This is a genomic window from Pseudooceanicola algae, assembly GCF_003590145.2.
Lineage (GTDB): Bacteria > Pseudomonadota > Alphaproteobacteria > Rhodobacterales > Rhodobacteraceae > Pseudooceanicola > Pseudooceanicola algae.
In genome coordinates this window covers 2239888-2265528 of the sequence record NZ_CP060436.1, presented here as the reverse complement: position 1 = coordinate 2265528, position 25641 = coordinate 2239888, and the positions used below count along the sequence as shown (strand labels likewise).

General features: G+C 65.1%; 24 protein-coding genes. 7 read left to right on the top strand and 17 right to left on the bottom strand.

Features of this window, described 5'->3' with window-relative positions:
• Positions 1-25: 25 nt before the first annotated feature.
• Positions 26-886 carry a formylglycine-generating enzyme family protein gene (locus tag PSAL_RS10580; protein ID WP_196941844.1) on the bottom strand — a complete coding sequence of 287 codons (861 nt, stop codon included), beginning with the start codon at positions 884-886 and terminating at the stop codon, positions 26-28.
• 170 nt (positions 887-1056) lie between these two features.
• Between PSAL_RS10580 and PSAL_RS10575 the strand changes: the two genes are divergently transcribed.
• Genes PSAL_RS10575 through PSAL_RS10555 form a run of 5 tightly spaced genes read left to right on the top strand, consistent with a single transcriptional unit; the run spans position 1057 to position 6646 of the window.
• On the top strand, positions 1057-1842 hold the full coding sequence (locus PSAL_RS10575; protein WP_119837763.1) for a GntR family transcriptional regulator: 786 nt from the start codon (positions 1057-1059) through the stop codon (positions 1840-1842).
• Positions 1832-2809, top strand: coding sequence for an ABC transporter substrate-binding protein (locus PSAL_RS10570; RefSeq protein ID WP_119837764.1), 978 nt, complete (start codon positions 1832-1834; stop codon positions 2807-2809). The genes PSAL_RS10575 and PSAL_RS10570 overlap by 11 nt, the downstream gene beginning before the upstream one ends.
• Before the next feature lie 4 nt (positions 2810-2813).
• Complete coding sequence (locus tag PSAL_RS10565; RefSeq protein ID WP_119837832.1) at positions 2814-3635, top strand: ABC transporter ATP-binding protein; 822 nt, start codon at positions 2814-2816, stop codon at positions 3633-3635.
• Positions 3636-3637: 2 nt separating this feature from the next.
• Positions 3638-4399, top strand: coding sequence for an ABC transporter permease (locus tag PSAL_RS10560; RefSeq protein ID WP_119837765.1), 762 nt, complete (start codon positions 3638-3640; stop codon positions 4397-4399).
• 15 nt (positions 4400-4414) lie between these two features.
• The gene (locus PSAL_RS10555; RefSeq protein WP_119837766.1) at positions 4415-6646 is read left to right on the top strand and encodes an arylsulfatase; all 2232 of its coding nucleotides are present in this window, start codon (positions 4415-4417) and stop codon (positions 6644-6646) included.
• 57 nt (positions 6647-6703) lie between these two features.
• Here the strand turns inward: PSAL_RS10555 and PSAL_RS10550 are convergent, their stop codons facing one another.
• From PSAL_RS10550 to PSAL_RS10510, 9 genes are all read right to left on the bottom strand, one after another.
• Positions 6704-7234, bottom strand: a complete 531-nt coding sequence (locus PSAL_RS10550) for a ricin-type beta-trefoil lectin domain protein (RefSeq protein ID WP_119837767.1) — start codon at positions 7232-7234, stop codon at positions 6704-6706.
• A gap of 39 nt (positions 7235-7273) precedes the next feature.
• Positions 7274-7918, bottom strand: coding sequence for a PEBP family protein (locus tag PSAL_RS10545; protein ID WP_119837768.1), 645 nt, complete (start codon positions 7916-7918; stop codon positions 7274-7276).
• 164 nt (positions 7919-8082) lie between these two features.
• Positions 8083-9168: an NAD(P)/FAD-dependent oxidoreductase gene (locus tag PSAL_RS10540; RefSeq protein WP_119837769.1), complete on the bottom strand. Its 1086-nt coding sequence runs from the start codon at positions 9166-9168 to the stop codon at positions 8083-8085.
• A gap of 149 nt (positions 9169-9317) precedes the next feature.
• Positions 9318-10202, bottom strand: coding sequence for a polysaccharide deacetylase family protein (locus PSAL_RS10535; protein WP_119837770.1), 885 nt, complete (start codon positions 10200-10202; stop codon positions 9318-9320).
• Complete coding sequence (locus PSAL_RS10530; RefSeq protein WP_119837771.1) at positions 10199-10861, bottom strand: aspartate/glutamate racemase family protein; 663 nt, start codon at positions 10859-10861, stop codon at positions 10199-10201. Before PSAL_RS10530 ends, PSAL_RS10535 begins: the two co-directional genes overlap by 4 nt.
• On the bottom strand, positions 10861-11697 hold the full coding sequence (locus PSAL_RS10525) for an ABC transporter permease (protein ID WP_119837772.1): 837 nt from the start codon (positions 11695-11697) through the stop codon (positions 10861-10863). The genes PSAL_RS10530 and PSAL_RS10525 overlap by 1 nt, the downstream gene beginning before the upstream one ends.
• A 1-nt stretch (position 11698) precedes the next feature.
• A complete protein-coding gene (locus PSAL_RS10520; RefSeq protein ID WP_119837773.1) occupies positions 11699-12556 on the bottom strand; it encodes an ABC transporter permease in 858 nt (285 codons plus the stop codon).
• Between the two features lie 92 nt (positions 12557-12648).
• Positions 12649-13920 (bottom strand): ABC transporter substrate-binding protein, encoded by a 1272-nt coding sequence (locus PSAL_RS10515; protein ID WP_119837774.1) that lies wholly within the window; start codon positions 13918-13920, stop codon positions 12649-12651.
• 69 nt (positions 13921-13989) lie between these two features.
• A complete protein-coding gene (locus PSAL_RS10510) occupies positions 13990-14985 on the bottom strand; it encodes an ABC transporter ATP-binding protein (protein ID WP_119837775.1) in 996 nt (331 codons plus the stop codon).
• Between the two features lie 253 nt (positions 14986-15238).
• Between PSAL_RS10510 and PSAL_RS10505 the strand changes: the two genes are divergently transcribed.
• Positions 15239-15925 (top strand): GntR family transcriptional regulator, encoded by a 687-nt coding sequence (locus PSAL_RS10505; RefSeq protein WP_119837776.1) that lies wholly within the window; start codon positions 15239-15241, stop codon positions 15923-15925.
• A 60-nt stretch (positions 15926-15985) separates the two neighbouring features.
• On the opposite strand, the gene PSAL_RS10500 is transcribed toward PSAL_RS10505, so the two are convergent.
• Both PSAL_RS10500 and PSAL_RS10495 read right to left on the bottom strand, forming a co-directional pair.
• The gene (locus PSAL_RS10500; RefSeq protein WP_196222686.1) at positions 15986-16747 is read right to left on the bottom strand and encodes a GntR family transcriptional regulator; all 762 of its coding nucleotides are present in this window, start codon (positions 16745-16747) and stop codon (positions 15986-15988) included.
• A gap of 259 nt (positions 16748-17006) precedes the next feature.
• Positions 17007-19211 carry an NADP-dependent isocitrate dehydrogenase gene (locus PSAL_RS10495; RefSeq protein ID WP_119837778.1) on the bottom strand — a complete coding sequence of 735 codons (2205 nt, stop codon included), beginning with the start codon at positions 19209-19211 and terminating at the stop codon, positions 17007-17009.
• Between the two features lie 226 nt (positions 19212-19437).
• Here PSAL_RS10495 and PSAL_RS10490 point away from each other — a divergent pair, with 226 nt between their 5' ends.
• Positions 19438-20355, top strand: coding sequence for an aromatic ring-hydroxylating oxygenase subunit alpha (locus PSAL_RS10490; protein WP_231388486.1), 918 nt, complete (start codon positions 19438-19440; stop codon positions 20353-20355).
• 361 nt (positions 20356-20716) lie between these two features.
• On the opposite strand, the gene PSAL_RS10485 is transcribed toward PSAL_RS10490, so the two are convergent.
• From PSAL_RS10485 to PSAL_RS10465, 5 genes are read right to left on the bottom strand one after another with little or no spacing between them, the layout of a single operon-like run.
• Positions 20717-21691 (bottom strand): aldose epimerase family protein, encoded by a 975-nt coding sequence (locus PSAL_RS10485; RefSeq protein ID WP_231388485.1) that lies wholly within the window; start codon positions 21689-21691, stop codon positions 20717-20719.
• Positions 21688-22596 (bottom strand): SMP-30/gluconolactonase/LRE family protein, encoded by a 909-nt coding sequence (locus PSAL_RS10480; RefSeq protein ID WP_119837779.1) that lies wholly within the window; start codon positions 22594-22596, stop codon positions 21688-21690. Before PSAL_RS10480 ends, PSAL_RS10485 begins: the two co-directional genes overlap by 4 nt.
• Positions 22593-23201 carry a 2-dehydro-3-deoxy-6-phosphogalactonate aldolase gene (locus tag PSAL_RS10475; protein WP_119837780.1) on the bottom strand — a complete coding sequence of 203 codons (609 nt, stop codon included), beginning with the start codon at positions 23199-23201 and terminating at the stop codon, positions 22593-22595. The genes PSAL_RS10480 and PSAL_RS10475 overlap by 4 nt, the downstream gene beginning before the upstream one ends.
• Positions 23198-24106 carry a 2-dehydro-3-deoxygalactonokinase gene (locus PSAL_RS10470; RefSeq protein WP_119837781.1) on the bottom strand — a complete coding sequence of 303 codons (909 nt, stop codon included), beginning with the start codon at positions 24104-24106 and terminating at the stop codon, positions 23198-23200. Before PSAL_RS10470 ends, PSAL_RS10475 begins: the two co-directional genes overlap by 4 nt.
• 4 nt (positions 24107-24110) lie before the next feature.
• Positions 24111-25628, bottom strand: a complete 1518-nt coding sequence (locus PSAL_RS10465; RefSeq protein ID WP_119837782.1) for an aldehyde dehydrogenase (NADP(+)) — start codon at positions 25626-25628, stop codon at positions 24111-24113.
• Positions 25629-25641: the final 13 nt, after the last annotated feature.

The window sequence follows — 25641 nt, the reverse complement described above, 5'->3', positions numbered from 1 at the left end:
GGCCCCCCGCGCGAGGCACGGCAGATCACGGGCAGGGGGCTTGTCCGGGCATATCCGCCACGCAGCGGAACCCGAGGTGGCTGGAGGTCGCCAGCGGATGGTTCCAGGTCCGCGCCGACACCCGGTAGCGGTGGCAGTAGCTTGCGTGACACAGGTAGGATCCGCCGCGAATCACCCTTGCGTCCTCGGCACCCTCGACCCAGGGGGACCGCGTCCATTCCCAGACATTGCCCAGCATGTTGAACAGGCCGTAGCCGTTCGGCGGAAAGCTTCTTGCGGGGGCGGTGGACAGCCAGCCGTCCTCGCCCCGGTTCTCGACCGGAAAGCGGCCCTGCCAGATATTGCACATGTGCCGCCCCTCGGGGGTCAACGCGTTGCCCCAGCCGTAAAGCTTGCCGTCCAGCCCGCCCCGCGCGGCCACTTCCCATTCCAGTTCGCCCGGTAACCGCTTGCCCCGGTGACGGGCAAAGGCCTCTGCGTCGGGGGCCGAGACATGCACCACCGGGTGATCGGGGCGCTGGCGCCAGTCGGTGCCGGGCCCGTCCGGACGCCGCCAGCAGGCATCGCGCACCGCAACCCACCACTCCGGGGCCATGGCATCGGCCTCCTGCGCGATGGCCGCCGCCGGGTGCATCTGCGCCATGAAGACGAAGGACCAGCGCAGGGTCTCGGCTTGCGTCACATATCCGGTTTCTGCCACGAAATCGGCGAAGTCCGCATTGGTCACCGCCGCTTCATCGATCAGGAAGGCGCCAAGCGTCACTTCACGCCGGGGGCCTTCGCTGTCTCCTGGAATGGCGGTCGGACCCTCTTCGCCCACCTGCCAGCGCCCGGACGGAATGCGCTGCATTCCGGCGTGATCCAGAGGGCCTTCGGGAAGATCCATGGGCCGTGGGCGCCCTGTCCCATCCGGCATCTGCTTATTTCCTGGACTGCAACAGCTCATTTTCCGGGTCTCCGGGAAGAAAATCCACGTCTGGCGATAATGCGAGCTTGGCCGAATCCGAGAACCGATGCAACAAGAGGTAGGACGTCCTACCTCTTGGGGAGTAACCGGTGAGCGAGACCGTTGCAGACCGCATCCTGAACTATATTGCGGACCAGGGCCTGACCGCCGGAGACAAGCTTCCTGCCGAAGTGGAAATGAGCCGGATTCTCGGGTTCAGCCGCAATTCCATGCGCGAAGCCTATTCCGACCTGATCGCGAAATCGGTGATTCAGCGGCGGCACGGGGTCGGGACCTTCGTCAACGACCCGCCGATCTTCAATTCCCCCGGCGTCAGTTTCGGCTTCTGGCGCATGATCCAGTCCTCCGGGCGCAGCCCCGGCCTGAAAGAGGTGTTCCGCGACCGGGTCGTGCCCGAAACGTCGCTGAAGACGCGCCTGGAAATCACCTCCGATGACCCGGTTGGGCGGGTCCGCTGGCTGTTCACGGCCAATGGTCAGCCCTGCGTGGTGATCGATCACTATCTCGTTCCCGAGATCCCGCTTGAGGCCGTGCCGAGGCAGGGGACCTTCAATGTGCTGGCCTCGGTCACCGGGTATATCCAGACGCGTGGCGCCACGCTGGAAACGATCAATTCCGCCGAAGCGGCCGGACCCGAGATCGCCAGCCTGCTGTCGCTGACGCCCGGCCGGCCCCTGCTGCGCGGCTTTGCCACCATCCGGGGCGGCGATGGCAAGGTCGCGCTGTTCTCGGATGCCTGGCAGTCCCCGGACCTGATCGCCTCGCGAAATCTGTTCGACCTCTCGCCGCTCGATTTCCAGGACATCACGGCGAACCGAAACAAGACCAAGAAACCAGAACCCCAACAGGACAAGGATAAAACCAATGAAAACTGAAACTTTCCTCGGCCGGCTGGCCGGCGCGGCGCTGTCGTTCTGCCTTGCCGGTGCCGGCTTGGCGCAGGCGGCGGACATGACCGAAGTCCGCTTCGGCGTCGATCCCTATACCACCGGCTCGCAGATCTGGGTCGCCCGGGACCAGGGCTATTTCGAGGAAGAAGGCATCGATGCCACGGTGACCACCTTTGCCACCGGGGTCGAGGCCATCGATTCCCTGATCGTGGGCCGGGCCGACATGGCCGTAGGTCTCGACTTTCCCACGGTGTCGCGGGCGCGCGGCGGTCAGCTTGTGGTGCTGGCGGGGATCTTCCGGTCGCTGCCGGGCTGGCACAAGTTTGTTGTCGCGAACGAGATTAAGGAACCCGCCGATCTGGTCGGTGGCAAGCTTGGCATCGCCAGCGGGACAGCGCAGCATCTGGTGTCGATCAAGTACCTGGAAAACAACGGCGTCGACCCGGACAGCGTTGAACTTGTCGGTTTCTCCAGCCTGGTAGAGATCGTCGCCTCGATCAAGACCGGCCGCATCGACGGGGCCTTCGTCTGGGCCGACGGGACCGAGAAGTCGATCGAGGACGGCGATCATTACGTCCTGACCGATGACAGCGCGGCCCAGCTCAGCAGCAGCGCCTATGTCTCGTCCTCCGCCAGTTTCGTGGAAGAGCACCCCGAGGCGCTGGTGTCCGTGCTGAAGGCGCTTGCCAAGGCCAGCACCTTTATCGCCGATCATCCTGACGAGGCGGCCACGATCATCGCCGGCAATACCCGCGCCCCCGCGGATGCGGTACGCAAGCTTCTGGATTTCAACACCTTCCAGCTTGCCCTGACGGATTATGAGCGGACCGGCTTTACCGCGATTTCCGATTTCGTGGCGCAAAGCATGGGGGCCGATGTCTCCTTCGACACGGTCGTCGCGCCGCAATTCCTGACCGAGGCCATGCCCTCTGCCGTCGACCTGGGCCAGTGATTTGATGGCTCTGGCACCTGATACCCTGAACGGCGGCGCTGCGGCGCCGTCTCCTGCCGTCAGCTTCCAAAAGGTCGGCATGGCCTATCCCGGCCAGTCCGAGGGAAGCGACCTGATCCTGGCCGATCTGTCCCTGGACATCCGGGACGGGGAATTCTTTGTCCTGGTCGGTCCCAGCGGATCGGGCAAATCCACCCTGCTCAAGATCGTCGCGGGCACAGAGACCCAGACGGAAGGGCAGGTAAGCACCCATGGCGCACCGGTGAAAGGCCCCAGCCGCCAGCGCGGCATGGTCTTTCAATCCATCGACGAGCCGCTTTTCGAATGGCTGACCGTCGCGCAGAACGTGGGCTTCGGCCCCTCGGTCGCCGGCAAGACCCGCGCCCAATGCCGCGAGATCGCCGCGCAATACATCGCCCTGGTCGGGCTGAAGGGGCATGAAACCAAGTTTCCCCACGAACTGTCGGGCGGCATGAAGCAACGCGTGCAGATCGCCCGCACCCTCGCCGCCGAACCCGACCTGGTGCTGTTCGACGAACCCTTTGCCGCGCTCGATGCGCTGACCCGCCGCGTGCTTCAGAAGGAGCTGATCGCGATCTGGCAGGCCACCGGGCGCACCATGGTCTATGTCACCCACGACATCCGCGAAGCGGTGATCCTTGGTCAGCGTGTCGCTGTCATGAGCCGTGGCCCACGCGCCAATATCACCCGCAGTTACGACATCGACCTGCCTTATCCGCGCGACGATCTGGACGGGCGCTTTGCCGATGCCGTCCGCGCCATCGAGGCGGATATCGAACGGGAATCCTCAAGCCAATGGGACTGAGCATGAAATCGGAATTCACCCTGTCCGCCATCAGCGTGGCCGTCGTGCTGGTGCTCTGGCAGATCGCCTCGACCTGGCTGGTCGACGACACCTTCCTGCCCTCGCCCCTGGCGGTGCTTTCGGCAAGCTGGACGCTGCTGCTGAACGGCACGCTGATCACCTCTGTGCTGGTGTCGATGATGCGCATCCTTGCCGGCTGGATCATCGGCAGCGCCGTGGCGATCCCGGTCGGCCTGGTGGTCGGTTCCTCGCGCGTGATGCGGGCGGTGGTGGATCCCTTCGTCCACTTCTTCCGCTTCGTTCCCGCCATCGCGCTGGTGACCCTGTTCATCGTCTGGTTCGGCGTCGGAGAGGTCTCGAAGATCCTGCTGATCGCCTATGCCACCGCCTTCATCGTGACCGTGAACACTGCCAGCGGCGTCGCCGCGATCTCGGCGGACAAGCTGAATGCGGCGCGCTGCCTCGGGGCCTCGGCCAATCAGGTCTTCCTGCGGGTGGTGATCCCGGCAGCGCTTCCGGCGATCTATGTCGGGATGCGGCTGGCGCTGGCGTCTTCCTTCCTGGTCATCGTCGCGGCCGAGATGCTGGCGGCGGATTCCGGCCTTGGCTACATCATCTGGACCTCGCGTCTGTATTTCCAGGTCGACTGGATGTTCGCCGCCATCGTGGTGCTGGGTCTGCTGGGCTTTGCCACCGACAGGGCCTGGCGTCACATTGGCCGCACCCTGCTCAGCCGCTATCTGCGCGGCATGACGACCTATTGATCCCCGGAGACTTCCATGACCGACACGACACAGCGCATCGGGCTGACCCACCATGAATCCGAGCGCCGCTTTGCCGCCTTCCCGTCGGCACCCGAAGGCCAGCCGAACGTCCTTTACGTGGTGCTGGACGACGTGGGGTATTCCGATCTGGGCTGCTTCGGGTCTTCCATCGAAACGCCCAATTTCGACTGCCTGTCCGAAACCGGGCTGCGCTATTCGAACTTCCACACCACCACGCTGTGTTCGCCGACGCGGGCCTGCCTGCTGACCGGGCGCAACCACCATTCCGTCGGCATGCGCTATCTGGCCAATACCGACATGGGCTGGCCATCGGGGCGCGGGGCAATCGATCACCGCGCCGGGACCCTGGCCGAGATCCTGCAAGCCCAGGGCTTCGCCACCTATGCCGTCGGCAAATGGCACCTGGCCCCGACCGAACGCGCCAATGCCGCCGGGCCCTTTGACCAATGGCCCCTCGGGCGGGGTTTCGACAGGTTCTACGGCTTCATGAATGGCTCCACGGATCAGTTCTATCCCGAGCTTTTCGAGGACAACCACCAGGTTGCCGCCCCTGCCAGCCCGGAAGAGGGCTATCACCTGTCCGACGATCTTGCCGACAAGGCGATCCGCTTCCTGTCGGACAAACATGCGATCTGGCCCGACAAGCCCTGGTTCCTCTACCTGTGCTACGGGGCAGGGCATTTCCCGCACCAGGCGCCGCAATCCTATCTCGACAAGTATCGCGGCCGGTTCTCGGGCGGCTGGGACGCGGAACGCACGATGCGCCTTGCCCGCCAGAAGGCCATGGGGCTGGTGCCAGACAATGCCGCGCTTCCGCCCTCCAACCCCGGTGTCGAACCATGGGACAGCCTGACCCCCGCCCAGCAGGAGGTCGCCGAACGCCTGCAGGAAGCCTATGCCGCCTTGCTGGACCATGCCGATGCCAGCTTTGGCCGGGTGCACGACTTCCTCGACCGGACCGGGCAGCGCGACAATACGATCATTGTGCTGATTTCCGACAACGGCGCCTCGGTCGATTGCGATCCGCCGGGCACCACCAACGTGCTGCGCTGGTTCAACCAGATCCCCGAAGGCTACGAGGACGCGGCGGCTGCGATGGACCAGATCGGCGGACCGCGCAGCGCCACCAATTACCCCTGGGGCTGGGCGCAGGCGTCCAACACGCCGCTGAAGCTGTTCAAGAGCTTCACCCACGGCGGCGGGGTGCGTGACCCGATGGTGATCTCATGGCCCAGTGGCATTGCCGCGCCGGGCGGGATGCGCCACCAGTTTGCCCATGTCACCGACATCACCCCGACGATCCTCGACGTCTGCGGGATTGACGCCCCGACGACGATCAAGGGCGTGGCGCAGATGCCGATCCATGGCACCAGCTTTGCCTATTCGCTGGATGAACCCGAGGCGCCGACGCGCAAACAGACGCAGTATTTCGAAATGTACGGGCACCGATCCGTCTGGCATCAGGGCTGGAAGGCGGTGACCAAACATGCCCCCGGCGAGGATTTCACCACCGAGCACTGGGAGCTATATCACCTGGATCAGGATTTCTCGGAATTGCGCGACCTGTCCGGAGAGGAGCCCGAGCGTCTTCAGGAAATGAAGCACCGCTGGTGGGCCGAGGCCGGGCGATACGGGGCCATGCCGCTGGACGACAGTGACGCGCTGTTCGCGCCGCCGCCGCGCCCGGGTGCGCCGCGCTGGCGTGATTGCGTGACCTTCTATCCGCCGATCTCGCAGATCCCGGCAGAGGCCGCACCGCTGACGCAGGATGCCTCGCACCGGATCGACTTTGCCGTCACGCGTCCCGAGGGGACAGAGGAAGGCACGCTGCTGTCCTTCGGCAATTACGCGGGCGGTTACGCGATCGAGATCCGGGGGGACCGGCTGATCTATGTCTACAATCACGCAGGTCTTTCCGTGACGCGGCTGGAATCCGATCTGCCCTTGCCCGCCGGGCGCTGCGATCTGTCGTTCGTCTTCGAGCGGACCGGGAATTTTGCCGGTCAGGCAAGCCTGTTCGTTGACGGGGCCGCTGCCGGAACGGTGTCCCTGACCGGCATGTTGCTGCGCGTCTCGCTGACCGGCTTCTCGGTCGGGCGGGCGAACCTGCCGCCGGTCGATCCCGTGCAGGTCACGGGCATGGATTTCAACGGCAGGATCGACGAGGTGACCTTTTCCATCGACCGGACAGAGGGCGCGATGCCGGACACGCTGGACGTCGACTGACCGGCGATCCGGGGGCGGTTACCGGCCGCCCCCCGTTTCTGTCCGTGTCTCCGCCCGTCAGTCGGCGGTGCGGTAGGCCCAGGTCTGAGAGGCCGCCGCATCGGTGGCGCATTCGGCCAGGGTCAGCGACTTGATCTGGTTGGTTTCGCTGCGGCCAAAGCGGGTGTCATCGCCCAGGGTCAGGCACAGCTCTGGCGCAGAAGCGAGCGTGATCGTGCCTTCGCCTGCAAAGGCAAAGCTTTGCGCCGCCGATCCATCACAGTCCGCAAGCTCCAGCGCGGCCCCGGCTGTGTCAGAGGCGGCCTGCATGCAGACATCGAAATCAACCATGTAGAAGACGCCATCGGCGAATTGCGCGCTGTCGAAGGCCTGATCGACGAAAATGTCGCCCTGGGGGCTGTAGCAGGTATGGCCCTGCAGCCCGTCGGCGGGATCGGCCTGCGCGCCCTGGCCGCCGGAGATGTCGATGCAATAACCGTTCTGGATATTGTCGAGCGTGTCGGTGGCGTAGACCTCGACGCTTTGGGCCTGCGCAGCCCCGGCGATCATGAGGGTGGCGAGGGTCAGGGAAATCTTTTTCGCGTTCATCGTGACGTGTCCTTGAATTGACCGTGTCGGGGCGAGCGGTCAGTCGACCGTCAGGCGGCAAAGCACCGTGTTGCTTTGCTCAAGGTCGGGGCCCCAGATCAGCTTGGCGTCCTCCGACCAGGCGATCTCGTCATAGCCCATCTTCGGGTCGACTTCGGTCTCGGTATAGACATTGGCCTGCGGCCAGACGGAGGCGTCGAAATCCTCCGTGTCCCAGCCCTCGGGCTCCTCGGATATGTCAAAGGAGCAGACGTCGTCGCCCGCGACCGGATCACTGGCATCCTCGCAGGACTTGTCGAGCGGCGCCGTATGGGTGACCAGACATTGCCAGGCATCATCGCTGACCGCGACCTCCTGACCGGACGCATCCTTGATCTGAAGGATCACGCCGCCATCGCCCATCTGCTGACGCCGCGAGCCGATATATTCCAGCCCGGTGTCGTTTTCCCGGAAATCCTTGGCGACAAGACCGATCACGAAGGGGCGGTCGGCCTCGAAGACAAAGCTTTCGGCGTTGAAGGAGCGTTCCGTCGTGATCGGCACGCTGTCTTCGGCCACCAGTTCGCCGTCGATGCGCATCTCGAACCAATTGTCGGCCCAGACATCGGCCGAAAAGGTTTCGGCGCTGACGGCCGAGGAGGCAAGCGCGGCAAGTGCGGTGGCGATGGCGAAACAGGGGATCATGGCAACTCCGGGGGGAACGATGTTCCTGATACTACGCGGCTGGTCGGTATTCCCGTCGAAAATTCTGCCCGGTCATCCTGGCACCTCGTCGAATGACGTCTCGTCTACACAGTTGGGCCGGCGCGGGGTCAGGCGATTTGACTACGCCCTGTTCGGTGCATCGGTCATGGTCGGCCCGCCTTGAGAAGCTTGCGGTATTTCGACAGGAACAAGTCTTCGCCCTTCATCTTGCGGGTGATCCAGTCGCCTGCGGTAAGGGCGACAAGGAAGGAATTGCCGCGTTCTGGCCCCAGCGGCACCAGGATGGGTGCCCTGGCCTCCCAGGGTTTATAGGGCTTCATATTTTCGATGGTTTCGCCTGCCACGAGGGCCTGCAGCGTCCTTTCCAGCCAGGGCAATTGGCGGCTTGTCGCGACGATGGTCATGGCGTCGCCCGCATCGCCCACGTCGCCTGCGGCAAGGACATTGGGCAGCGAAGAGGGGCGCATCCACGGGTCGGTCCGGACGCGACCGGCGAAGGATTTCTGCGTCTCGGGCAGGTTTTCCAATAGCGCAGAACTGGCCCGAGAGCCGATGGCCGGGAAGATCAGGTCGAAGCTCTGCACCTTTTCGCCGATGTTCAGGCGGCCTGCATGGGGTTCGGTCAGGCTGGCAAGGCCCTCGGCCCGCGTGCCCAGGATCAGCTTCACCCCCTGTTCGCGCAGCTTGTCTGCAAGGGCGCGGCCCAGTCGGCCGGGCACGCCGGGGAACAGCGCCTTGTCCGCGGAAATCAGGGTGACCGCCTTGTCGGGCATGGCGCTGGCGATTTCCCCGGCAAGCTCGGTGCCGACCGCGCCGGCCCCGACGATGGCAATTGTGCTTGCGGACCTGAGCTGCGCGTGGATGCGTTGGTTGTCCGCGCGCAGGCCTGCAATATCCGCGCCCTCGGGCTTGAAGGGCATCGCGTTGGAGGAACCGGTCGCGACGACGATCCAGTCCGCCTCGACCCGCGTGCCGTCTTCCAGCGTGACACCATCCCCGTCCACCCCGGTGGCGCGGGCAGGGATCAACCGCCCCTTTTCCAGCAGCCGGTCATAGGGGATCAGCGCCCGGTCAAGCAGCGTCGAATCCACCACCGCGCGGATCATCGCCGGGGTATGCACGAAATGGCTGCGCGGTTCGACCAGGGTGACATCGGCGCTGTTTTCCAGCGACCGGGCAAGGGGTGCGCCGATATAACCACCACCGATGATGACGATGCGTCTGGACATGTCTGTCGCCCCTTGCTGTTGCGGTCCCGCCTCCCGCGCCTGGCGGGGGTGCCCTTGGGGTATCAGGCCTGTGCGTCGGGTCGAAGCCTTTAATCTTCGCCCGGGCTGGGTCAGGGCACGGATGCGTCACGACGGAGCGAGCGCGGCGTTCAGGAGATCTGCCCGGCCAATCCGCCATGGCACAATGCGGAAATCTCGCCTGCGCGGGTGATCCAGACCCGGTCGCGCGCCGCGGCGATATGGGACAACGCGCGGCGCAGGTGGCGCAGCCGGTAGGGCTGGCCGACGATATAGGGATGCAGGGCGATGCCCATGACCAGCGGCTGGTCGTTGGACTGGTCCAGCATCTCGTCGAAGGTGTCGATGATCATTCCGGCAAAGTCTGCCGCGCTGTCCTTGCGCGCCACGATGGCGGGGATGTCATTCAGCTCCTGCGGATAGGGGATCGACAGGATGCGCCCGGCGCGGGTCGTCATCCAGACCGGCTGGTCGTCCATGCACCAGTTGAGCGTATAGGCATAGCCCGCCTCCTGCAGCAGGTCCGGCGTCACCCGACTTTCCGAGATCCAGGGGCTGAGCCAACCTTGCGGTGCCATGCCCGCTGCCGCGATCCGGTCCGTCGCGGCGGCGATCATGGCGCGTTCTTCGGGCTCCGTCATCTCGCCCTGGGCTTCGCTGTTGGTGACGCCGTGGCCGGCGATCTCGTCTCCGCGCGCCAGGAAGGCCTGCATCAGGTCGGGCGCGTAGTCGTACATCGCGCTGTTGGCCAGCACGGTGGCGGGCAGGTCCAGCTGATCCAGGAGGGCCAGCATCCGCCAGACGCCGACCCGGTTGCCGTAGTCGCGCCAGGCGTAGTTCAGCACGTCCGGTTCATTGGTGGCGGGGGCAAGTGCAGCCCCGCGGCCCTCGCCAAAGGCGAAGTGTTCAAGGTTCACGCCAAGGTAGACCGCCAGCCGCTTGCCCTCGGGCCAGCTGTAATCGGCGCGCCTGGTGATCGGGGAGTAGGCGTAGCGCCCGTGGTCGGGCAGGGTCATGCAGCGCGCGTCCCTGCGGCAAAGCCGGCAGCGGCCAGCGCAAGATGGGCCGAAGCCTCGACCCCGTCGATCAGCGCCACGCCCGACCGGGCGGCAAGGTCGGCGCGCAGCGGGGCCATCCCGGCGCAGCCGAGCACGACGGCCTCGGCGCCGTCCTCGTCCCTTGCGGCGCGGATCGCCTTGGCCAGCGTCGTGCGGGTGGCCTCGCTGCCTTCGTCGATGGTCAGCACCGGCAGGCCGCTGGCCCGGACAGAGGCACAGGTCCCGGCGAACCCTTGCGCGGCGATATTGCCCTCGATCACCGGGATTGACACGGCAAGCGAGGTGACCACGGAAAACCGCCGCCCCATCAATGTCGCCATGACATAGGCGGACTGCCCGATCCCCAGCACGGGGCAGGGCGCGGCGGCCTGCGCCTGCGCCAGCCCGGTGTCGTCGAAACAGGCGATCACGATGGCATCGGCGTCCCGGTTGGCGGCGATCAGCTTGTGCAGGCCGGGCAGGGTGGCTTCGCCGTCCTCGGGCCCTTCGATGGCGGGCGGGCCGTCGTGGTTGGTAAGGCCGATGACCTCGTGCCCGGGCAGGCAGGCTTGCGCAACGGCGACCAAGCCGCGGGTCATCGCCTCGGTCGAGTTGGGGTTGATGTAGAGCAGTTTCATCAAAGCCCCTTGCCCGCGTCGGACCCGAAGCGGGCCCGGCGTTTGCCCATCAACCAGACCAGCAGCAGGCAGGAGCCGATGACGGCAAAGGAAAACAGCGTCGTCAGGGTGCCAAGCGCATAGATCACCGGGGTGGTGACATTGGTGGTCATCCCGAAGATCTCCAGCGGCAGGGTGTTGTAGCTGCCTGCCGTCAGCAAGGTGCGGGCGAATTCGTCGTAGGACAGGGTGAAACCGAACAGCGCCACCCCGATCAGCGACGGCGCGATGATCGGCAGCACCACGTGGCGCAGGGTCTGCCAGGCGGTCGCGCCCTGGTCGCGGGCGGCTTCCTCGAAGCTACGATCGAAGCGGTTGAAGACCGCGAACATGATCAGCAACCCGAAGGGCAGCGTCCAGGTCAGCTGCGATCCGAAGCCGGATGTGGCCCAGTGGATCTTCAGCCCCAGCTGGTTGAAGATCAGCCCGACGCCAAGCGAGATCAGGATCGACGGGATCACCAGCGACGTGATCGCGAGGTAGAACAGCACCGCCGACCCGGCAAAGCGCTTGCGGAACGCCAGCCCCGCCATGACCGACACGACGACGGTTGTCACCATGACCATCAGCCCAAGCGCAAAGCTGCGCCGGAAGGCCCCCCAGATGTCACCCACGGCCTGTTCCTGGAACAGGTCGGCGAACCAGTGCATCGAGACCCCGCGCATCGGGAAGGTCAGCCCGCCCTGCGGCCCCTGGAAGCTGAGGATGCCGATGGTGAAGGTCGGGCCGTAAAGGAACAGCAGGAACAGCACGAAGAAGGCGGAAAGGAAGTAGAAGCTGGGGGGGCGTCGATCCATGTCAAAGCTCCTTCCGGATGTTCACGAAGCGCAGCAGGATCGCGATGACGATCAGCACGGTGCACAGCAGTACCACCGCCGTGGCCGCCGCCGACGGGTATTGCAGCAACCCGATGTCGTTGGAGATCAGCCGCCCGACGTTGGCGCTCTGGCTGCCGGACATGAAGCGCACGGTGATGAAATCGCCCATGACCAGCGTCACGACGAAGATGGTGCCGATCATGATGCCGGGCTTGGTCAGCGGCAGGATCACGTGGCGCAGCGTCTGAAAGCCCGAGGCTCCGTTGTCGCGGGCGGCTTCCAGCAGGGATTTGTCGATCCGCATCATGGTGTTGAAGATCGGCACCACCATGAACAGCGTGTAAAGGTGCACGAAGGCCAGGATCACCGAGAAGTCGGAATAGAGCAGCCATTCCAGCGGCTCGTCGATCACGCCCCAGGAGATCAGCGTCTGGTTGGCGATGCCGTTGCGCCCCAGGAACGGGATCCAAGAGATCATCCGGATGATGTTCGAGGTCCAGAACGGGATCGTGCAGATCAGGAACAGCGCGACCTGCATGGTCAGGCTGCGGATGTGAAAGGCGAGGAAATAGGCCACCGTGAAGCCGATGGCGAAGGTGAAGATCCAGGTGATCAGCGCGTATTTGAAGGTCGAGATGAAGACGCTCAGCACCACCTTCGAGCCGAAGAGGTAGGCGTAGTTGTCGAACTGGAAGGCCGGGTAGATCGAAAACTCGGTCGCGCCCCAGAAGCTGACGATGACGATCATCACGATGGGGGCGACAAGGAAAGCAACCAGGACCAGCGTCAGCGGGACGGCTTCCAGCCAGCCAAGAAGATGGCGGTTTCTGATCTGCATGGCCCTTGGGTCCTACCTGTCCGCGAAAAAGGGGGACGGCGCGGGGCCGCCCGAGGGGGTCGGGCGGGGACCGCAGCCCCCGCCCCAAGTCATCACGCTGCGATGAATTCGTTCCACTTGCGGACCATGTACTGGTTCTCGTCCATGACGGCGTTCCAGCAGGCGACAGAACCCATGCGTTCGTAGAAATCACCGCCGTCGCGCACATCGCCCGCAGCCGCCAGCGTGTCGCCGGTGGGGCTGGTGATGGTATCGGTGGCCGGCTTGCCTTCGAACCAGTAGCCCCATTCGTTTTCGGACATGAATTCCTTCGAGGTTTCCGGCACGGCCGAGTAATAGCCCTGACGCATCAGGTAGCCGCCGACCCAGCCGGACAGGTACCAGTTGATGTAGTCGTAGGCCGCGTCCAGCTCCATCCCCGACAGCGAGGACGACAGGCCCAGGCCGCCGCCCCAGGAGCGGTAGCCCTCCTTCAGCGGCTGGTAGACGCAGTCGATGCCGCGCGACTTCACGGCGGTGATCGCGGGAGACCACATGGACTGGATCACGACTTCGCCCGACGCCATCAGGTTGACGCTTTCGTCGAAGGATTTCCAGAAGGCGCGGAACTGGCCGGCTTTCTTGGCTTCCATGAAGATCGCGATGGTCTTGTCGATCTCTTCCTTGGTCATGTTGCCCTTGTCGCCATAGGCGACTTCGCCCATGGCTTCGCAGACCATGGCCATGTCCATGATGCCGATCGACGAGATGTCGAGGATGCTGGCCTTGCCCTTGAACTCGGGGTTCAGCAGCTCGGCCCAGGTGTCGATCGGGCGGCCGATCAGGTCCGGGCGGATGCCCAGGGTGTCGGCGTTGTAGATCGTCGGGATCAGGGTCATCCAGTTCGTCTGTTCCGAGGCGAAGGTCTTGGCGCCCGGTTCCTCGATGAAGCCGACGGTATGGGGGGCGGTGCCCTGCGCGATGTCTGTCTCGGGGGTCAGCTTGCCGGATTTGAAGATGCCGACGATCTTGTCGTAGTTATCGATCTTGCTGACATCCATGGCCTGCAGGTTGCCGGTCGGCCAGACCTTCTTGCAGATCCAGTATTCGATGTCGGCAATGTCGAAGCTGTCGGGCTGGGTGGCGGCGCGCTGGGTCACGCTGTCGGAATCCAGCGCGGTCATTTCCAACGTGATGCCCAGGTCTTCCTTCACCTTCTTGGCCACGTCGTTCAGGTTCGACACGCCGGTGCCGAACTGGCGCAGGACGATGTCCTTTGTGTCCTGCGCCCAAAGCATCGGGGCGGGCAGGGTGGACGCGGCCAGCGCGGCGCCGCCAGCCTTCAGCAGGGTGCGGCGGGAATAGCCTACCTTGGGTTTAGCCATCGTGGAATCCTCTCTGTTGGTGCAGATTTCGGGGCCTTCGCGCGGACCCGACTGGTTTGGGGGGGCCGGTCAGGCCAGGAGGCGGTGCAGCCGCCCCTCGTCCCAGCTGAGACGCACGGTCTCGCCGGGGTTTTGGGGAGACGCATAGAACTGCTCTTCGGGCAGCAGGGCGAGGACCTCGGTCCCGGTCTCGGTCCGGGTGGTCACCGCGACGGAGGCGCCCTGATATTCGACCGCGACCACCGTGGCGGGCAGGCCGTGACCTGTGGCGGCGGGGGTGTCTTCGCTGATCCGGACCGCATCGGCGCGAACGGTGGCCTTGCCGCCCTCAAGCGCAATGACGTTATGGCCGCCGATGAAGCGGGCGACGAATTCGGTCCGCGGCGCGGCCCAGACATCGCGCGCAGCCCCGGCCTGTTCGATCACCGCGTCGTTCATGACGACGATCTCGTCAGCCAGCGCCAGGGCTTCGTCCTGGCCATGAGTGACATGGATGAAGGTGATGCCCAGCTCGCGCTGCAACTTCTTCAGCTCGCTGCGCATTCGAATCCGCAGGAAAGGGTCCAGCGCCGAAAGCGGCTCGTCCAGAAGCAGAACTTTGGGGTTGGTCACCAGCGCCCGCGCCAGGGCGACCCGTTGCTGCTGGCCTCCCGAAAGCTGCGAAGGCAGGCGGTCGGCATAGCTGGTCATGTCGACCAGTTCGAGCAGTTCATTGGCGCGTCCGTGGCGGGTGGTGCGGTCGATGCCCTTCATCCGCAGGGAAAAGGCGACGTTGTCACGCACGTTCAGATGCGGGAAAAGTGCATAGTTCTGGAACATCATCGCGGTGCCACGCTGGGCCGGGGACAGGGGGGAAATGTCCTGCCCGCTCATCAGGATGGAGCCTTCGCTGACCTCTTCATGTCCCGCGATCATCCGCAGGGTAGAGCTTTTGCCGCAGCCCGATGGCCCCAGCAGGCAGACATAGCTGCCCGGCGCGAAGACGTGGTTCAGGTCCTTCACCGCCAGCGCATCGCCATAGCGCTTGGTCAGGTGAACCAGTTCCAGATCGTAGCCTGTCCGCATGATGTCCTATCCCCAATGTCCCGGAAACTCTGTCCCGGCGGGCGGCGATTCCCGCAGAGTTTTTTCGACCCTCAGCGCGCGAAAAACATGGTATGGGCAAAATTGAAGCAGTTTCGACAGTCGCGTGCACAAATTTACATGCAAAGTTGTATACAATAATGGCCGGGCAGATCCGCCGTGGCGAAACCTTGCATCAGCGCGCCAGATGCCACAGAACGAATACGTGTCCGGGCAACGGAACAGAACGGGGATCATGGCGAAGACGGCAGCGAAAAAAGGGACGAGCGACTGGGTGGCGGCCGATCTGGAGCAGGCCATTCACGAACATCGCCTGCCGCCCGGCACCAAGCTGGGCGAGGATGAGATCGCCGAGGCCTATACCACCAGCCGAACTACCGTGCGCGCGGCGCTGCAGGCGCTGGCGCACCGAAGGCTGGTCGAGTTGAAGCGCAATCGCGGGGCCTTCGTCGCCCAGCCGACGGTACGCGAGGCCCGCGAGGTCTTTGAAGCCCGCGCCATGCTGGAACCGCGCACCACGCGCTCTGCCACCCAACGCATGACCGACGACGCCTTCGCCCGCCTGCAGGCCCATATCGACGCCGAACATCAGGCGCTCGACGACGGGGATTCCGGGCGGGCGCTGTACCTCTCGGGGCATTTTCATATCGAGATCGCCCGCATTGCCGATCAATCGACCATCGAAGCCTTCATTTCGGAACTGGTCTCGCGCTCTTCGCTGATCATCGCGCTATACTGGCATCGTCGCGCTGCCCTGTGCGAAAGCCAGGCCCACCACGCGCTGATGGAGGCCTTTCGCACCCGTGATGCCGATCTGGCAGAGGACCTGATGAAAAGCCACCTGCTTGACCTCGTCGCCTCGCTTGACCTGCGCAACAGAACCTCGATCCCGGCCAGCCTGAAAGAAGCCCTGGGGCGCTGAACCCGGCCCGCGCCGTCCATTTCCTGCCGGCGGGCATTTCCTGTCGCGGGTCCCAGACGGTTAACCGTACAGCGCGTCGGCCTCGTCGCCCGTCTCGCCTGACGGCAGCGGAACGAGATGGGGGAGTTGCGGGCGGATCAGGTCCGCCGCGCCAGAGATATCGGCGCGGATCGCGGCCTCGGTCGCCGCCCCGTCGCCCTGCGCCAGCGCCTCGATCATGGTCGCATGCAGGGCGACGATGGTATCGGGGGCGCCGGTATAGGGATGTTGGTGCAGCGCGGGACCAGCGCGTACCCAGAGGTTGCGGATCGTCGCCAGAAGATGCGGCCGATCAGCACTGAGGTAGATCGCGAAATGGAACCTGTGGTTCAGCGTCAGCTTCCAGCTTGTATCGGGGCGATCAAGGTAGCGGGCGTTCAATTCGCGCAGGAGCCCGAGCCGTTCAGGCGTGATCCGCGTTGCAGCCAACCGCCCGGCAAGGCCTTCCAGACGTACCCGGATCTCGGTGATCTCGGTGAATTCCTGCTGGCCGATCTCGCGCAGGTAAAAACCGCTTTGCGGGCGGCCCTCCAGCACGCCATCGGCCTCCAGCCGTTTCAGCGCATCCCGCACCGGCTGGGTCGAAACATTCAACGCTTCGGCGAGGGACCGGCTGGTCATGGTCCCGCCCGGTGGGATCCGGCCCTGCATCAGGGCCTGCCGGAGACTGCGATAGACCTGACGTTCGACAGGCTCGGTCCGGGCCGGATTGATCGGTGTCAGCTCGGGTGCCACGGTCTTGACGCGACCACGTCGTGATCGGGGTGCCTCGCATTTTTCCATTGTCCCCAACCCCCATGCGGGCGGCATTCCTGCCGGGAATCCGCAGGTGCACGCCTAAATATAATTTTGCGTATATGATGCATCCATATGCAAAAAAATACAAAGCTTTCTGACTGTTCCGCCGGGGAAGCGTCGTGGGCGGGCAAGGTCTTCGCGACGTGCCGGCCCGCAGAGCCGGCTACCCGGGGGGAGGCCCTGGGCAAAAGGAAAGGCCGCCGAAACGGGTTCGGCGGCCTTGCAGACTTGGCGTTGCGACCTGTCAGCCGAAGATGGCGTTCAGCGTTGCACTGGGGCGCATGGTCGTTTCGGTCTTGGCGTCATCGGTGGCAAAATAGCCGCCCAGGTCGGCCGGCTTGCCTTGAACCGCGGCCAGTTCAGCGGTGATTTCCGCCTCCTTTTCGCTCAGTGCAGACGCGATGGGGGCGAAATGGGCGGCCAGGTCCGCGTCGTCGGACTGGGCGGCCAGCGCCTCGGCCCAGTACTTGGCAAAGTAGAAGTGGCTGTCGCGGTTGTCCGGCTCACCCACCTTGCGCGAGGGCGACTTGTTGTTGTCGAGGATGCCTTGCGTGGCCACATCGACGGCATCACCCAGCACGCGGGCCTTGGCGTTGTCCTTGGCGTCGGCCAGGAATTTCAGGCTTTCGCCGAGCGCGCAGAATTCGCCCAGGGAATCCCACCGCAGGTGGTTTTCCTCGACCAGCTGCTGCACGTGCTTGGGAGCGGAGCCGCCGGCGCCGGTTTCGAACATGCCGCCGCCGTTCATCAGCTTGACGATGGACAGCATCTTGGCCGAGGTCGCCAGTTCCAGGATCGGGAACAGGTCGGTCAGGTAGTCGCGCAGCACGTTGCCCGAGACGGCGATGGTGTTCTCGCCCTTGGTGATGGTCTCGAGGCTGGCGCGGGTGGCTTCGCGGGGGGCCATGATCTCGAACTTGTCGGCGACGCCCTTGGCCTCCAGCAGGGGCTTGACGTAGGAAATCAGCTCTGCGTCATGGGCGCGGTCGGCATCCAGCCAGAAGATCGCGCGGAAGCCGGTCGCCTTCTGGCGTTCGATGGCCAGGTTCACCCAGTCCTCGATCGGCGCCTTGCGGGCCGAGGAAGACCGCCAGATGTCGCCGGTCTCGACGCCGTGCTGGTGGATCACGGTGCCGTCTTCCAGCACCATCTTGACCACGCCGTCGGCGGGGATCTCGAAGGTGGTGGGGTGGGAGCCGTATTCCTCGGCCTTCTGGGCCATCAGGCCAAGGTTCTGCACGGTGCCGGCGGTGGCCGGGTTCAGCTTGCCGTTTTCCTTGAAGAACTTGATCGTCTCTTCATAGATCGGGGCGTAGCAGTTGTCGGGGATCACGCAGTTGGTGTCGTGTTCCTTGTTGTCCGGACCCCAGCCCTTGCCGCCCGCACGGATCAGCGCCGGCATCGAGGCGTCGATGATCACGTCCGAGGACACGTGCAGGTTGGTGATGCCCTTGTCGGAGTTCACCATGTACATGTCGGGGCGGTCAGCACTGACGGCTTCGATGGCCGCCAGGATCTCGGGCTCGCCCTTCACGCGTTCCAGCAGCGCGCCGAGGCCGCCGTTGGGGTTCACGCCCAGCTCGGCCAGCTTGTCGCCGTATTGGTCAAAGACCGGCGCCAGCCAGGCCTTGACCGCGTGGCCGAAGATGATCGGGTCCGAGACCTTCATCATCGTGGCCTTCAGGTGAAGCGAGAACAGCGTGCCCGCTTCCTTGGTCTTTTCGATTTCCGACGCCAGGAAGGCATCCAGCGCCTTGGCCGACAGGAAGGTCGCGTCGACCACGGTGCCGGCGGGGTAGGACAGGCCGTCCTTCAGCACGGTTTCGCCATCGGCGGTTTCCAGGACGATCTTTGCCTTGGTCGCGTCGGCCAGGGTCACCGAGGTCTCGTTGGCGAAGAAGTCGTTGCCGGGCATCGAGGACACTTCGGTCTTGCTGTCGGCGGTCCATTCGCCCATGCGATGCGGGTTCGCCATGGCATAGTTCTTGACCGCGACAGCGGCGCGACGGTCCGAGTTGCCTTCGCGCAGCACCGGGTTCACGGCCGAACCCTTGATGCCGTCGTAGCGGGCGCGCACGGCCTTTTCGTCTTCTGTCTCGGGGGTATAGGGGTAATCGGGCAGGGCATAGCCCTTGGCCTGAAGTTCCTTCACGGCGGCGACAAGCTGGGGTTCGGAGGCCGAGATGTTCGGCAGCTTGATCACGTTGGCTTCGGGCTTCTTGACCCATTCGCCCAGCAGGGCCAGGTCATCGGCCTGCTTCTGGTCGTCGCTCAGGTAATCCGCGAAGACCGCGATGATCCGGCCCGCCAGCGAAATGTCCTTGGTGCCGACCGTGACACCTGCCGTCCCGGCGAAGGCCTGGATGATCGGCAGCAGGGAGGCGCTCGCCAGCTGGGGCGCTTCGTCTACCTTTGTATACACAATGTCGGGGAAGTTCGATTCAGCCATGTTTCAATACCCTTTCCGAATTCTGGAAAATTTCGCCGCCGGGGCGACTGCCTGATGGTGCGGGCGGTGTGCCCTGCAGACCTGTGACGTATGGATCCGTGTCAAAACTCGTCCCCTTTTCCCTAAGGCGGCTTTGCCCCGATATCAACCTCGCAGAGGTGGGGCGCGGAAATATGGCGCGCACTCGCATGGGTGAACCCGAAGCGATTCTTCGGCCGGACCGTTTTTGCTTGCGCTGACCTGCAAGGCGCGGATCCTGTGCCTGATTGCGAAACCCGAGGCCCCGATGACCCAGTTCCCCTGCTCCGATCCCGTGATGTTGTCCTATTGGCACCCCGTGGTGTCGCTGGACGAATTGCAACGCGCCGGCGCCTGCGACACTCGTCTGCTTGACCGGGCGGTGCAGATCCGCGCGCTGGCGGGCGGCGGCGCCGGGGTCACCTCGGACGGGGTAACGGTGCTGTCGCAGACCCGCTACGGCTATGTCTGGGCCAGTTTCGGAGACGACCCGCGCCCCCTGTTTCCCTTCCCCGAATTCCTGGAAAACGACCGTCGTTTCGTGGTGACCGGAGTCTTCGGGGTCAATGCCTCGGCCGGGCGGGTGATCGAGAACTTCCTCGACATGGGGCATTTTCCTTACGTCCACACCGGTATCCTGGGCGAGGAACCCCATACCGAGGTCAAGGAATACGATGTCGAGGTTTCAGAGGCACGGGACGAGGTGCTGGCGACCAATTGCCGCTTCTTCCAGCCCCAGGCGGCGGTGTCGTCGAGCGAAGGCATGGACGTCGAATATACCTACCGCGTGCCGCACCCCAATTGCGCGATCCTTTACAAATCCAGCCCGGTGGCCGGGCGGCTGGATGCGATCTTTATCTTCGTGCAGCCGATGGGCGAAGATCAGGTGCGGGCGCATTCGGGCATGTGCATCCTCGACGAGACCAGCAGCGATCTGGATATCCGGCGCTTTCAGCAGGTGATCTTTGCCCAGGACAAGCCGATCCTGGAAAACCAGTATCCGCGCTGTCTGCCGCTGGATCCCCGCGCAGAAACCCCGATCCGCGCCGACAAGAGCGCCATCGCCTATCGCCGCTGGCTGGCCTCCAAGGGGCTGGGCTGGGGGGTCGTGCCGGTGGCGGGCTGAGGCCCGGAATTTCGCCGCGCATCAGACGTCTGTCTGGATCCGTTTGCAGCGATCATCCACAAACCGATCAGGATAGCGCCATCGGTGCGAAAAAGTGTCTTCGGAATATGCACCGGCGCGAAGATTGCCCCCATACCGGGCAGGTTCCGTGGCGTCGCATCTTTCCGGTCAGGACGGGTTTCGGGCATCAATGACCTCAAGACATTTCCGGTTCTCGGCCTGCCGAATGCGACATCCAGTTGGATCAGCAGGACGACCTCCTTCTTTGCCCGCCTCCTCCTTTAGGGCGAAGACCTACCGGCCGGTGCGCTTTCACTCCTCCTCCCGAATGCGTTCCGGCCGGTTCATCCGGCGAGACGGGTCATTCCGCGAAAAAGCTTAGGCGTGTGGTGTTGCAATAGGCCGCGCCGGCGGGTTTCACCGGATCGGGAAAGGCGGGCTGGTTCATCGCGTCGGGCCATTCCTGGGTTTCCATCGCGATGCCAGCATGGGGGCCATAGGTCATCCCCGTATGCCCCTGGGTCCCGGCGGACAGATGCGCCAGATCATAGACCTGAAGCCCCGGCGCGTCGGTTTCCAACTGCATGAACACCCCGTTGCGCCCCCTCAGCGTCGCGACCGGGCGCAGGCCGCTGCCATCGAGACAGAAGTTGTGGTCGTAACCGGCGGTGCCGATCGGCCGTTCCGCGCGGAAATCAAAGGGGGTGCCGGCTACCGGGATCAGGTCTCCGGTCGGGATCTGCTGCGCATCGACGGGGGTATAGCGCTGGGCCGCGATCTTCAGGGTATGATCGCGGGCATCTGCGCTGCCATCAAGGTTGAAGTACGCGTGATTGGCCAGCGAGATCGGGCAGGCGGCGGTGCAGGTCGCCTCCATCGTGATTTCAAGCACGGCATTGGCGATACGGTAGGTGCAACTGGCCTCCAGCGCGCCGGGAAAACCCATGTGGCCATCGGGCTGGGTCAGCGCAAAGCGGGCCATGTCGGCGCGGGCCTCGGTCAGGTGCCAGTTGGCACCGCCCATGCCCCGGCTGCCGCCATGCAGCGTGGTGCGCCCGGCTTCGTTCCGGTCCAGCTGCCAGGTGGTCCCGTCGATGCTGAAGCACCCGCCTGCGATCCGGTTGGCATAGCGCCCCACCGTGGCGCCGAAATAGCGCAGCGGGCCAAGGTAATCCTGCAGGCGCGGGCTGCCCAGCACCAGCGGATGCGGCACGCCATCGAGGCGCAGGTCGATCAGGCTGGCACCAAAGGTCATCAGGTCGGCGCGCAGCCCGTCGCCCGCGATGGTGACGGTCCGAACAGCCTCGCCGCCCGGCAATGTCCCGAAGGTCGTCACAGGATCACCCGGTGTTCGGCCTGACCGCGAATGCCGGTCCCGGCCTGGTAGACAAGGCCCTGGGCCGCATCGGGATTTGCGATCCCTTCCTGCGCGGTGGTGACGAAAAGACGCGACAGGTCCGGTCCGCCGAAGGCGGGGCAGGAGGCATGGCGCCCGCCCACCGACACGACCCGGTCCAGCCTGCCATCCGGGGCATAACGCGCAACCCGCGCCGCGCCCCATTGGGCGTTCCACAGGTAGCCTTCGCCGTCCACGACCGCGCCATCGGGAAACAGCCCCTCGGCGGCAAGATCCAGAAAGACCGTCGCGGGGCCAAGGGGCCAGCCGTCTTCGTCCAGCGTCTGGCGGCGGACCACCTGGCGCGCCGTATCGGCGAAATAGGCGGTGCGGCCATCGGGGCTGAAGCTGATGGCATTGGGGATGGTGATGTCCTGAAACACCGGTTCAAGCTTGCCGCGATAGAGGCGGTAGATCGCCCCGGCGTCGGGCTCCGCCGCCTTGCCCATGGTGCCGATCCAGAACCCGCCTTGCGGGTCGGCGCGCCCGTCGTTGGACCGGGTTTCCGGCATGTCGGCTTCCAACGGGACGATCAGATCCCGGTGCCCCCTGTCGACATCGAACAGCCAGAGGCCCCGTTCCGAGGCGATCAGCAACCGGTCATGATCAACCCAGCCGGCGGCAGAGTGGTATTCGTCGAATTGCCATTCCAGCGCCTGACCGTCCTTCTGCGACCGCATCCGGTTTTCGAGGATGTCGAACCAGAAAAGCTGCTGTCGTTCAGGGTGCCAAAGGGCGCCTTCTCCCAGATGGCAGGGCCGGGTGTCGAAGGGCTGGCTGTCGATAGGCTTATTGGCGCAGCTCGAAGGATCGTGGGGGGCGGCCGGAACGGGGCCGCCGGTCATTCCGGCGCGCTTTCGTCATAGGCGGCGACGATCTCGCGGGCGCGCTGGATGACCAGATCGGCCGTGTCGCCCGGGCGGTAAAGCGCGGTGCCGATACCGAACCCGTCGGCTCCGGCTGCGAACCATTCGGCGAAATTGGCCGGGCTGGCACCGCCGACCGCAAAGACCGGCACCTTGGCCGGGATCACCGCACGCATTGCCTTCAGGCCGGCGGGTCCGATCAGCGAGCCGGGAAACAGCTTCAGCCCGTCAGCCCCGGCGCGCAGGGCGGCGAAACATTCGGTCGGGGTCATCACACCGGGGTAGGAGACCATGCCGAGCGCCTTGCTGGCCTCGATCACCTGCGGGTTCATGTCGGGCGAAACCACAAGCTGGCCCCCGGCGGCGCGCAGGTCCTTCACGTCGTCGACGCTCAGCACCGTGCCGGCGCCGATCAGGGCGCGGTCGTGAAAGGCCTCGGCCATGGCGCGGATCGACACCATGGGACGTGGCGAATTCAGCGGCACCTCGATCATGGTGATGCCCGCGTCGATCAGCCCTTCGGCAATCGGAAGGGCGTCTTCGGGGGTGATCCCGCGCAGGATGGCGACGATGGAACGGGTCATGTTTTCTCCTTGGCGAAACGCGCATGGGCGGCGCGCAGGCCTTCCAGCGCCAGCGCCGGGTGGTCGCTGATCGCGGCCTCGGCGCCAAGACGGTGCAACCCTTCGCGGTAGCGTTGCGACAGGGCGGCGGTGCCGATGACGACCACCGGACAGCCGTCCCAGAAATCCCGGACCGAGGCAAGCTCGGCCCCGATCAGCAGGCCCGACAGGCGGGCGCGGCTGGCTTCGGGCGCGGTATCGGCCAGCAGCGATGCCGGGCGGATCGAGAACAGGTCCAGCGCCAGGGTCAGCGGGCTGGCAGCCGCCTGATCGAACCCGTCGAGAAAGGCCGCCTCGCTGAAGCCTTCGATCGAGACCGAGTGGCGCAGCACCGAGGCGGTGGACAGAAGGGCGAACAATTCGCCGGTCATGGCGGTGCGGAATCGGGTGATCCGGCCATCGGCGACCCGGACCCACTTGGTATGGGTGCCGGGCAGGCAGAGGGTACCGTTGAAATCGGGGTGACCGGCAAGGAAGCCGGCGATCTGGGTTTCCTCGCCGCGCATCACGTCGGCGGGGCCAGCCTGGCTGAGGCCGGGCAGGATGCGCACAGACAGGCGCGAATCCCGGGCGGGGGCCGGGGTGGGCGCGCCGCCGGCGGGGGCGCAGGGCACGGCGGCATAGGGCGCTTCGACCCAGCCCTGCCGTGCCCCCGCCATGCCGCAGATCAGCACGTCGGTCTTGCGCTCCGGCGCCAGCAGATCCCCTGCCAGCGCCAGAAGGGCGGGTTCGAACCTGTCCGGCTCGAGCCCGCCCATGCCATCAGCAGAACTGCGCTCGGCCAGCACCTGCCCCTCGGGGCCGATGGCCCAGAGACGCAGGTTGGAGGTGCCCCAGTCTACGGCGATCCAGCTGGCCTGCTGCATCGCCTCAGTCCTTCAGGTCTGCCGGCAGGATCGCCGCAGGCAGGTTCTGGTAGCTGACCGGACGCAGGAAGCGCCGGATTGCCATGGTCCCGACCGAGGTCGCGCCAAAGTTGGTCGAGGCAGGGTAGGGTCCGCCATGCACCATGGCCGAAGAAACCTCGACCCCGGTGGGGAAGCCGTTGGCCAGGATCCGGCCTGCCTTGCGTTCCAGCACCGGCAGCAGCTTGCCCGCGACCTTCATGTCACCATCATCCATCTGCAGCGTGCAGGTCAGCTGACCGTCAAAGCCATGTGCCACGGCCAGCATCTCGTCCTGGTCCTTGACCTTGATGACGATGCCGAGCGGGCCGAAGACCTCATGCGCAAGGTCCTTGTTGGACAGCCATTCCTTGCCTGTGGTGATGTAGACATAGGGCGTCGCGTCACGCTTTTCGCAGGAGCTGGCGAGCAGTTCCTCGACACCTGCATGGGCGGCGATCTTGTCGCGGCCGGCGCGATAGGCATCGGCGATGCCCTCGGTCAGCATGATCTGCGCCGGGGCGTTTGCCAGCTCGGACACGGCTGCGTCGACGAAGGCATCGGTTTCCGCGCCTTCGACCGTCACGACGACACCGGGGTTGGTGCAGAATTGCCCCGCGCCCATGGTCAGCGATCCGGCCCAGCCCGCGCCGATGGAGGCCGCGCGGGCCTTCATCGCCTCGGGCAGCAGGAAGACAGGGTTGATCGAGCCGAGTTCGCCGAAGAAGGGGATCGGCACGTCGCGCTGTGCGCAAAGGTCGAACAGCGCCTTGCCACCCCGGAACGAGCCGGTGAAGCCGACCGCGTTGATCAGCGGATGGGTGACCAGTGCACCGCCCACTTCGTAGCTGCCGCCATGGATCATCGAGAAGGTGCCGGGATGCAGGCCGCAGGACTTGATCGCGGCATGGATGGCCTCGGCGACGATTTCGGCGGTGCCGGGATGGGCTTCGTGACCCTTGACGACCACCGGGCACCCGGCGGCCAGCGCGGCGGCGGTGTCGCCGCCCGCGGTCGAGAAGGCCAGCGGGAAGTTCGAGGCGCCGAAGACCGCGACCGGACCGATGGGGCGTTCCACCAGGCGGATTTCGGGGCGCGGGGCGGGCTGACGGTCGGGCAGGGCTTCGTCCAGGCGCTTGTCGAGGTAATCGCCTTTCAGGATCTCGGTCGCGAACAGGCGAAGCTGACCGGTGGTGCGGCCGCGTTCGCCCTGCAGGCGTCCGGCGGGCAGTCCGGTTTCCAGCGTGCCGATCTCGGTGATCGCATCGCCGCGCGCTTCGATTTCATCGGCGATGGCATTCAGAAAGGCCGCGCGGGTTTCGCGCGAGGAATAGCCGTAGTCCCAGAAGGCCTCTTCTGCGGCGAGGCAGGCGGCATCGACCAGATCGGCGTTCCCGGCCGAGAATTCCTGGCCCGCACCGTTGGTCGGGGTCGAAGTGAACTTGGCGTCCGCGGCGACCCAGTCACCGGCGATCAGATGTTTTCCGTGGGGGGTAAAAGTCATTATCGATACTCGC

What these genes read in the sequence shown, in the direction of transcription:
- PSAL_RS10515 (WP_119837774.1), bottom strand. Translation starts at nt 13,920, where the DNA reads ATGGCTAAACCCAAGGTAGGCTATTCCCGCCGCACCCTGCTGAAGGCT.
- PSAL_RS10535 (WP_119837770.1), bottom strand. Translation starts at nt 10,202, where the DNA reads ATGACCCTGCCCGACCACGGGCGCTACGCCTACTCCCCGATCACCAGG.
- PSAL_RS10530 (WP_119837771.1), bottom strand. Translation starts at nt 10,861, where the DNA reads ATGAAACTGCTCTACATCAACCCCAACTCGACCGAGGCGATGACCCGC.
- PSAL_RS10475 (WP_119837780.1), bottom strand. Translation starts at nt 23,201, where the DNA reads ATGACCCGTTCCATCGTCGCCATCCTGCGCGGGATCACCCCCGAAGAC.
- PSAL_RS10480 (WP_119837779.1), bottom strand. Translation starts at nt 22,596, where the DNA reads ATGACCGGCGGCCCCGTTCCGGCCGCCCCCCACGATCCTTCGAGCTGC.
- PSAL_RS10500 (WP_196222686.1), bottom strand. Translation starts at nt 16,747, where the DNA reads ATGGAAAAATGCGAGGCACCCCGATCACGACGTGGTCGCGTCAAGACC.
- PSAL_RS10495 (WP_119837778.1), bottom strand. Translation starts at nt 19,211, where the DNA reads ATGGCTGAATCGAACTTCCCCGACATTGTGTATACAAAGGTAGACGAA.
- PSAL_RS10520 (WP_119837773.1), bottom strand. Translation starts at nt 12,556, where the DNA reads ATGCAGATCAGAAACCGCCATCTTCTTGGCTGGCTGGAAGCCGTCCCG.
- PSAL_RS10540 (WP_119837769.1), bottom strand. Translation starts at nt 9,168, where the DNA reads ATGTCCAGACGCATCGTCATCATCGGTGGTGGTTATATCGGCGCACCC.
- PSAL_RS10545 (WP_119837768.1), bottom strand. Translation starts at nt 7,918, where the DNA reads ATGATCCCCTGTTTCGCCATCGCCACCGCACTTGCCGCGCTTGCCTCC.
- PSAL_RS10580 (WP_196941844.1), bottom strand. Translation starts at nt 886, where the DNA reads ATGGATCTTCCCGAAGGCCCTCTGGATCACGCCGGAATGCAGCGCATT.
- PSAL_RS10525 (WP_119837772.1), bottom strand. Translation starts at nt 11,697, where the DNA reads ATGGATCGACGCCCCCCCAGCTTCTACTTCCTTTCCGCCTTCTTCGTG.
- PSAL_RS10550 (WP_119837767.1), bottom strand. Translation starts at nt 7,234, where the DNA reads ATGAACGCGAAAAAGATTTCCCTGACCCTCGCCACCCTCATGATCGCC.
- PSAL_RS10505 (WP_119837776.1), top strand. Translation starts at nt 15,239, where the DNA reads ATGGCGAAGACGGCAGCGAAAAAAGGGACGAGCGACTGGGTGGCGGCC.
- PSAL_RS10510 (WP_119837775.1), bottom strand. Translation starts at nt 14,985, where the DNA reads ATGCGGACAGGCTACGATCTGGAACTGGTTCACCTGACCAAGCGCTAT.
- PSAL_RS10565 (WP_119837832.1), top strand. Translation starts at nt 2,814, where the DNA reads ATGGCTCTGGCACCTGATACCCTGAACGGCGGCGCTGCGGCGCCGTCT.
- PSAL_RS10570 (WP_119837764.1), top strand. Translation starts at nt 1,832, where the DNA reads ATGAAAACTGAAACTTTCCTCGGCCGGCTGGCCGGCGCGGCGCTGTCG.
- PSAL_RS10465 (WP_119837782.1), bottom strand. Translation starts at nt 25,628, where the DNA reads ATGACTTTTACCCCCCACGGAAAACATCTGATCGCCGGTGACTGGGTC.
- PSAL_RS10470 (WP_119837781.1), bottom strand. Translation starts at nt 24,106, where the DNA reads ATGCAGCAGGCCAGCTGGATCGCCGTAGACTGGGGCACCTCCAACCTG.
- PSAL_RS10555 (WP_119837766.1), top strand. Translation starts at nt 4,415, where the DNA reads ATGACCGACACGACACAGCGCATCGGGCTGACCCACCATGAATCCGAG.
- PSAL_RS10560 (WP_119837765.1), top strand. Translation starts at nt 3,638, where the DNA reads ATGAAATCGGAATTCACCCTGTCCGCCATCAGCGTGGCCGTCGTGCTG.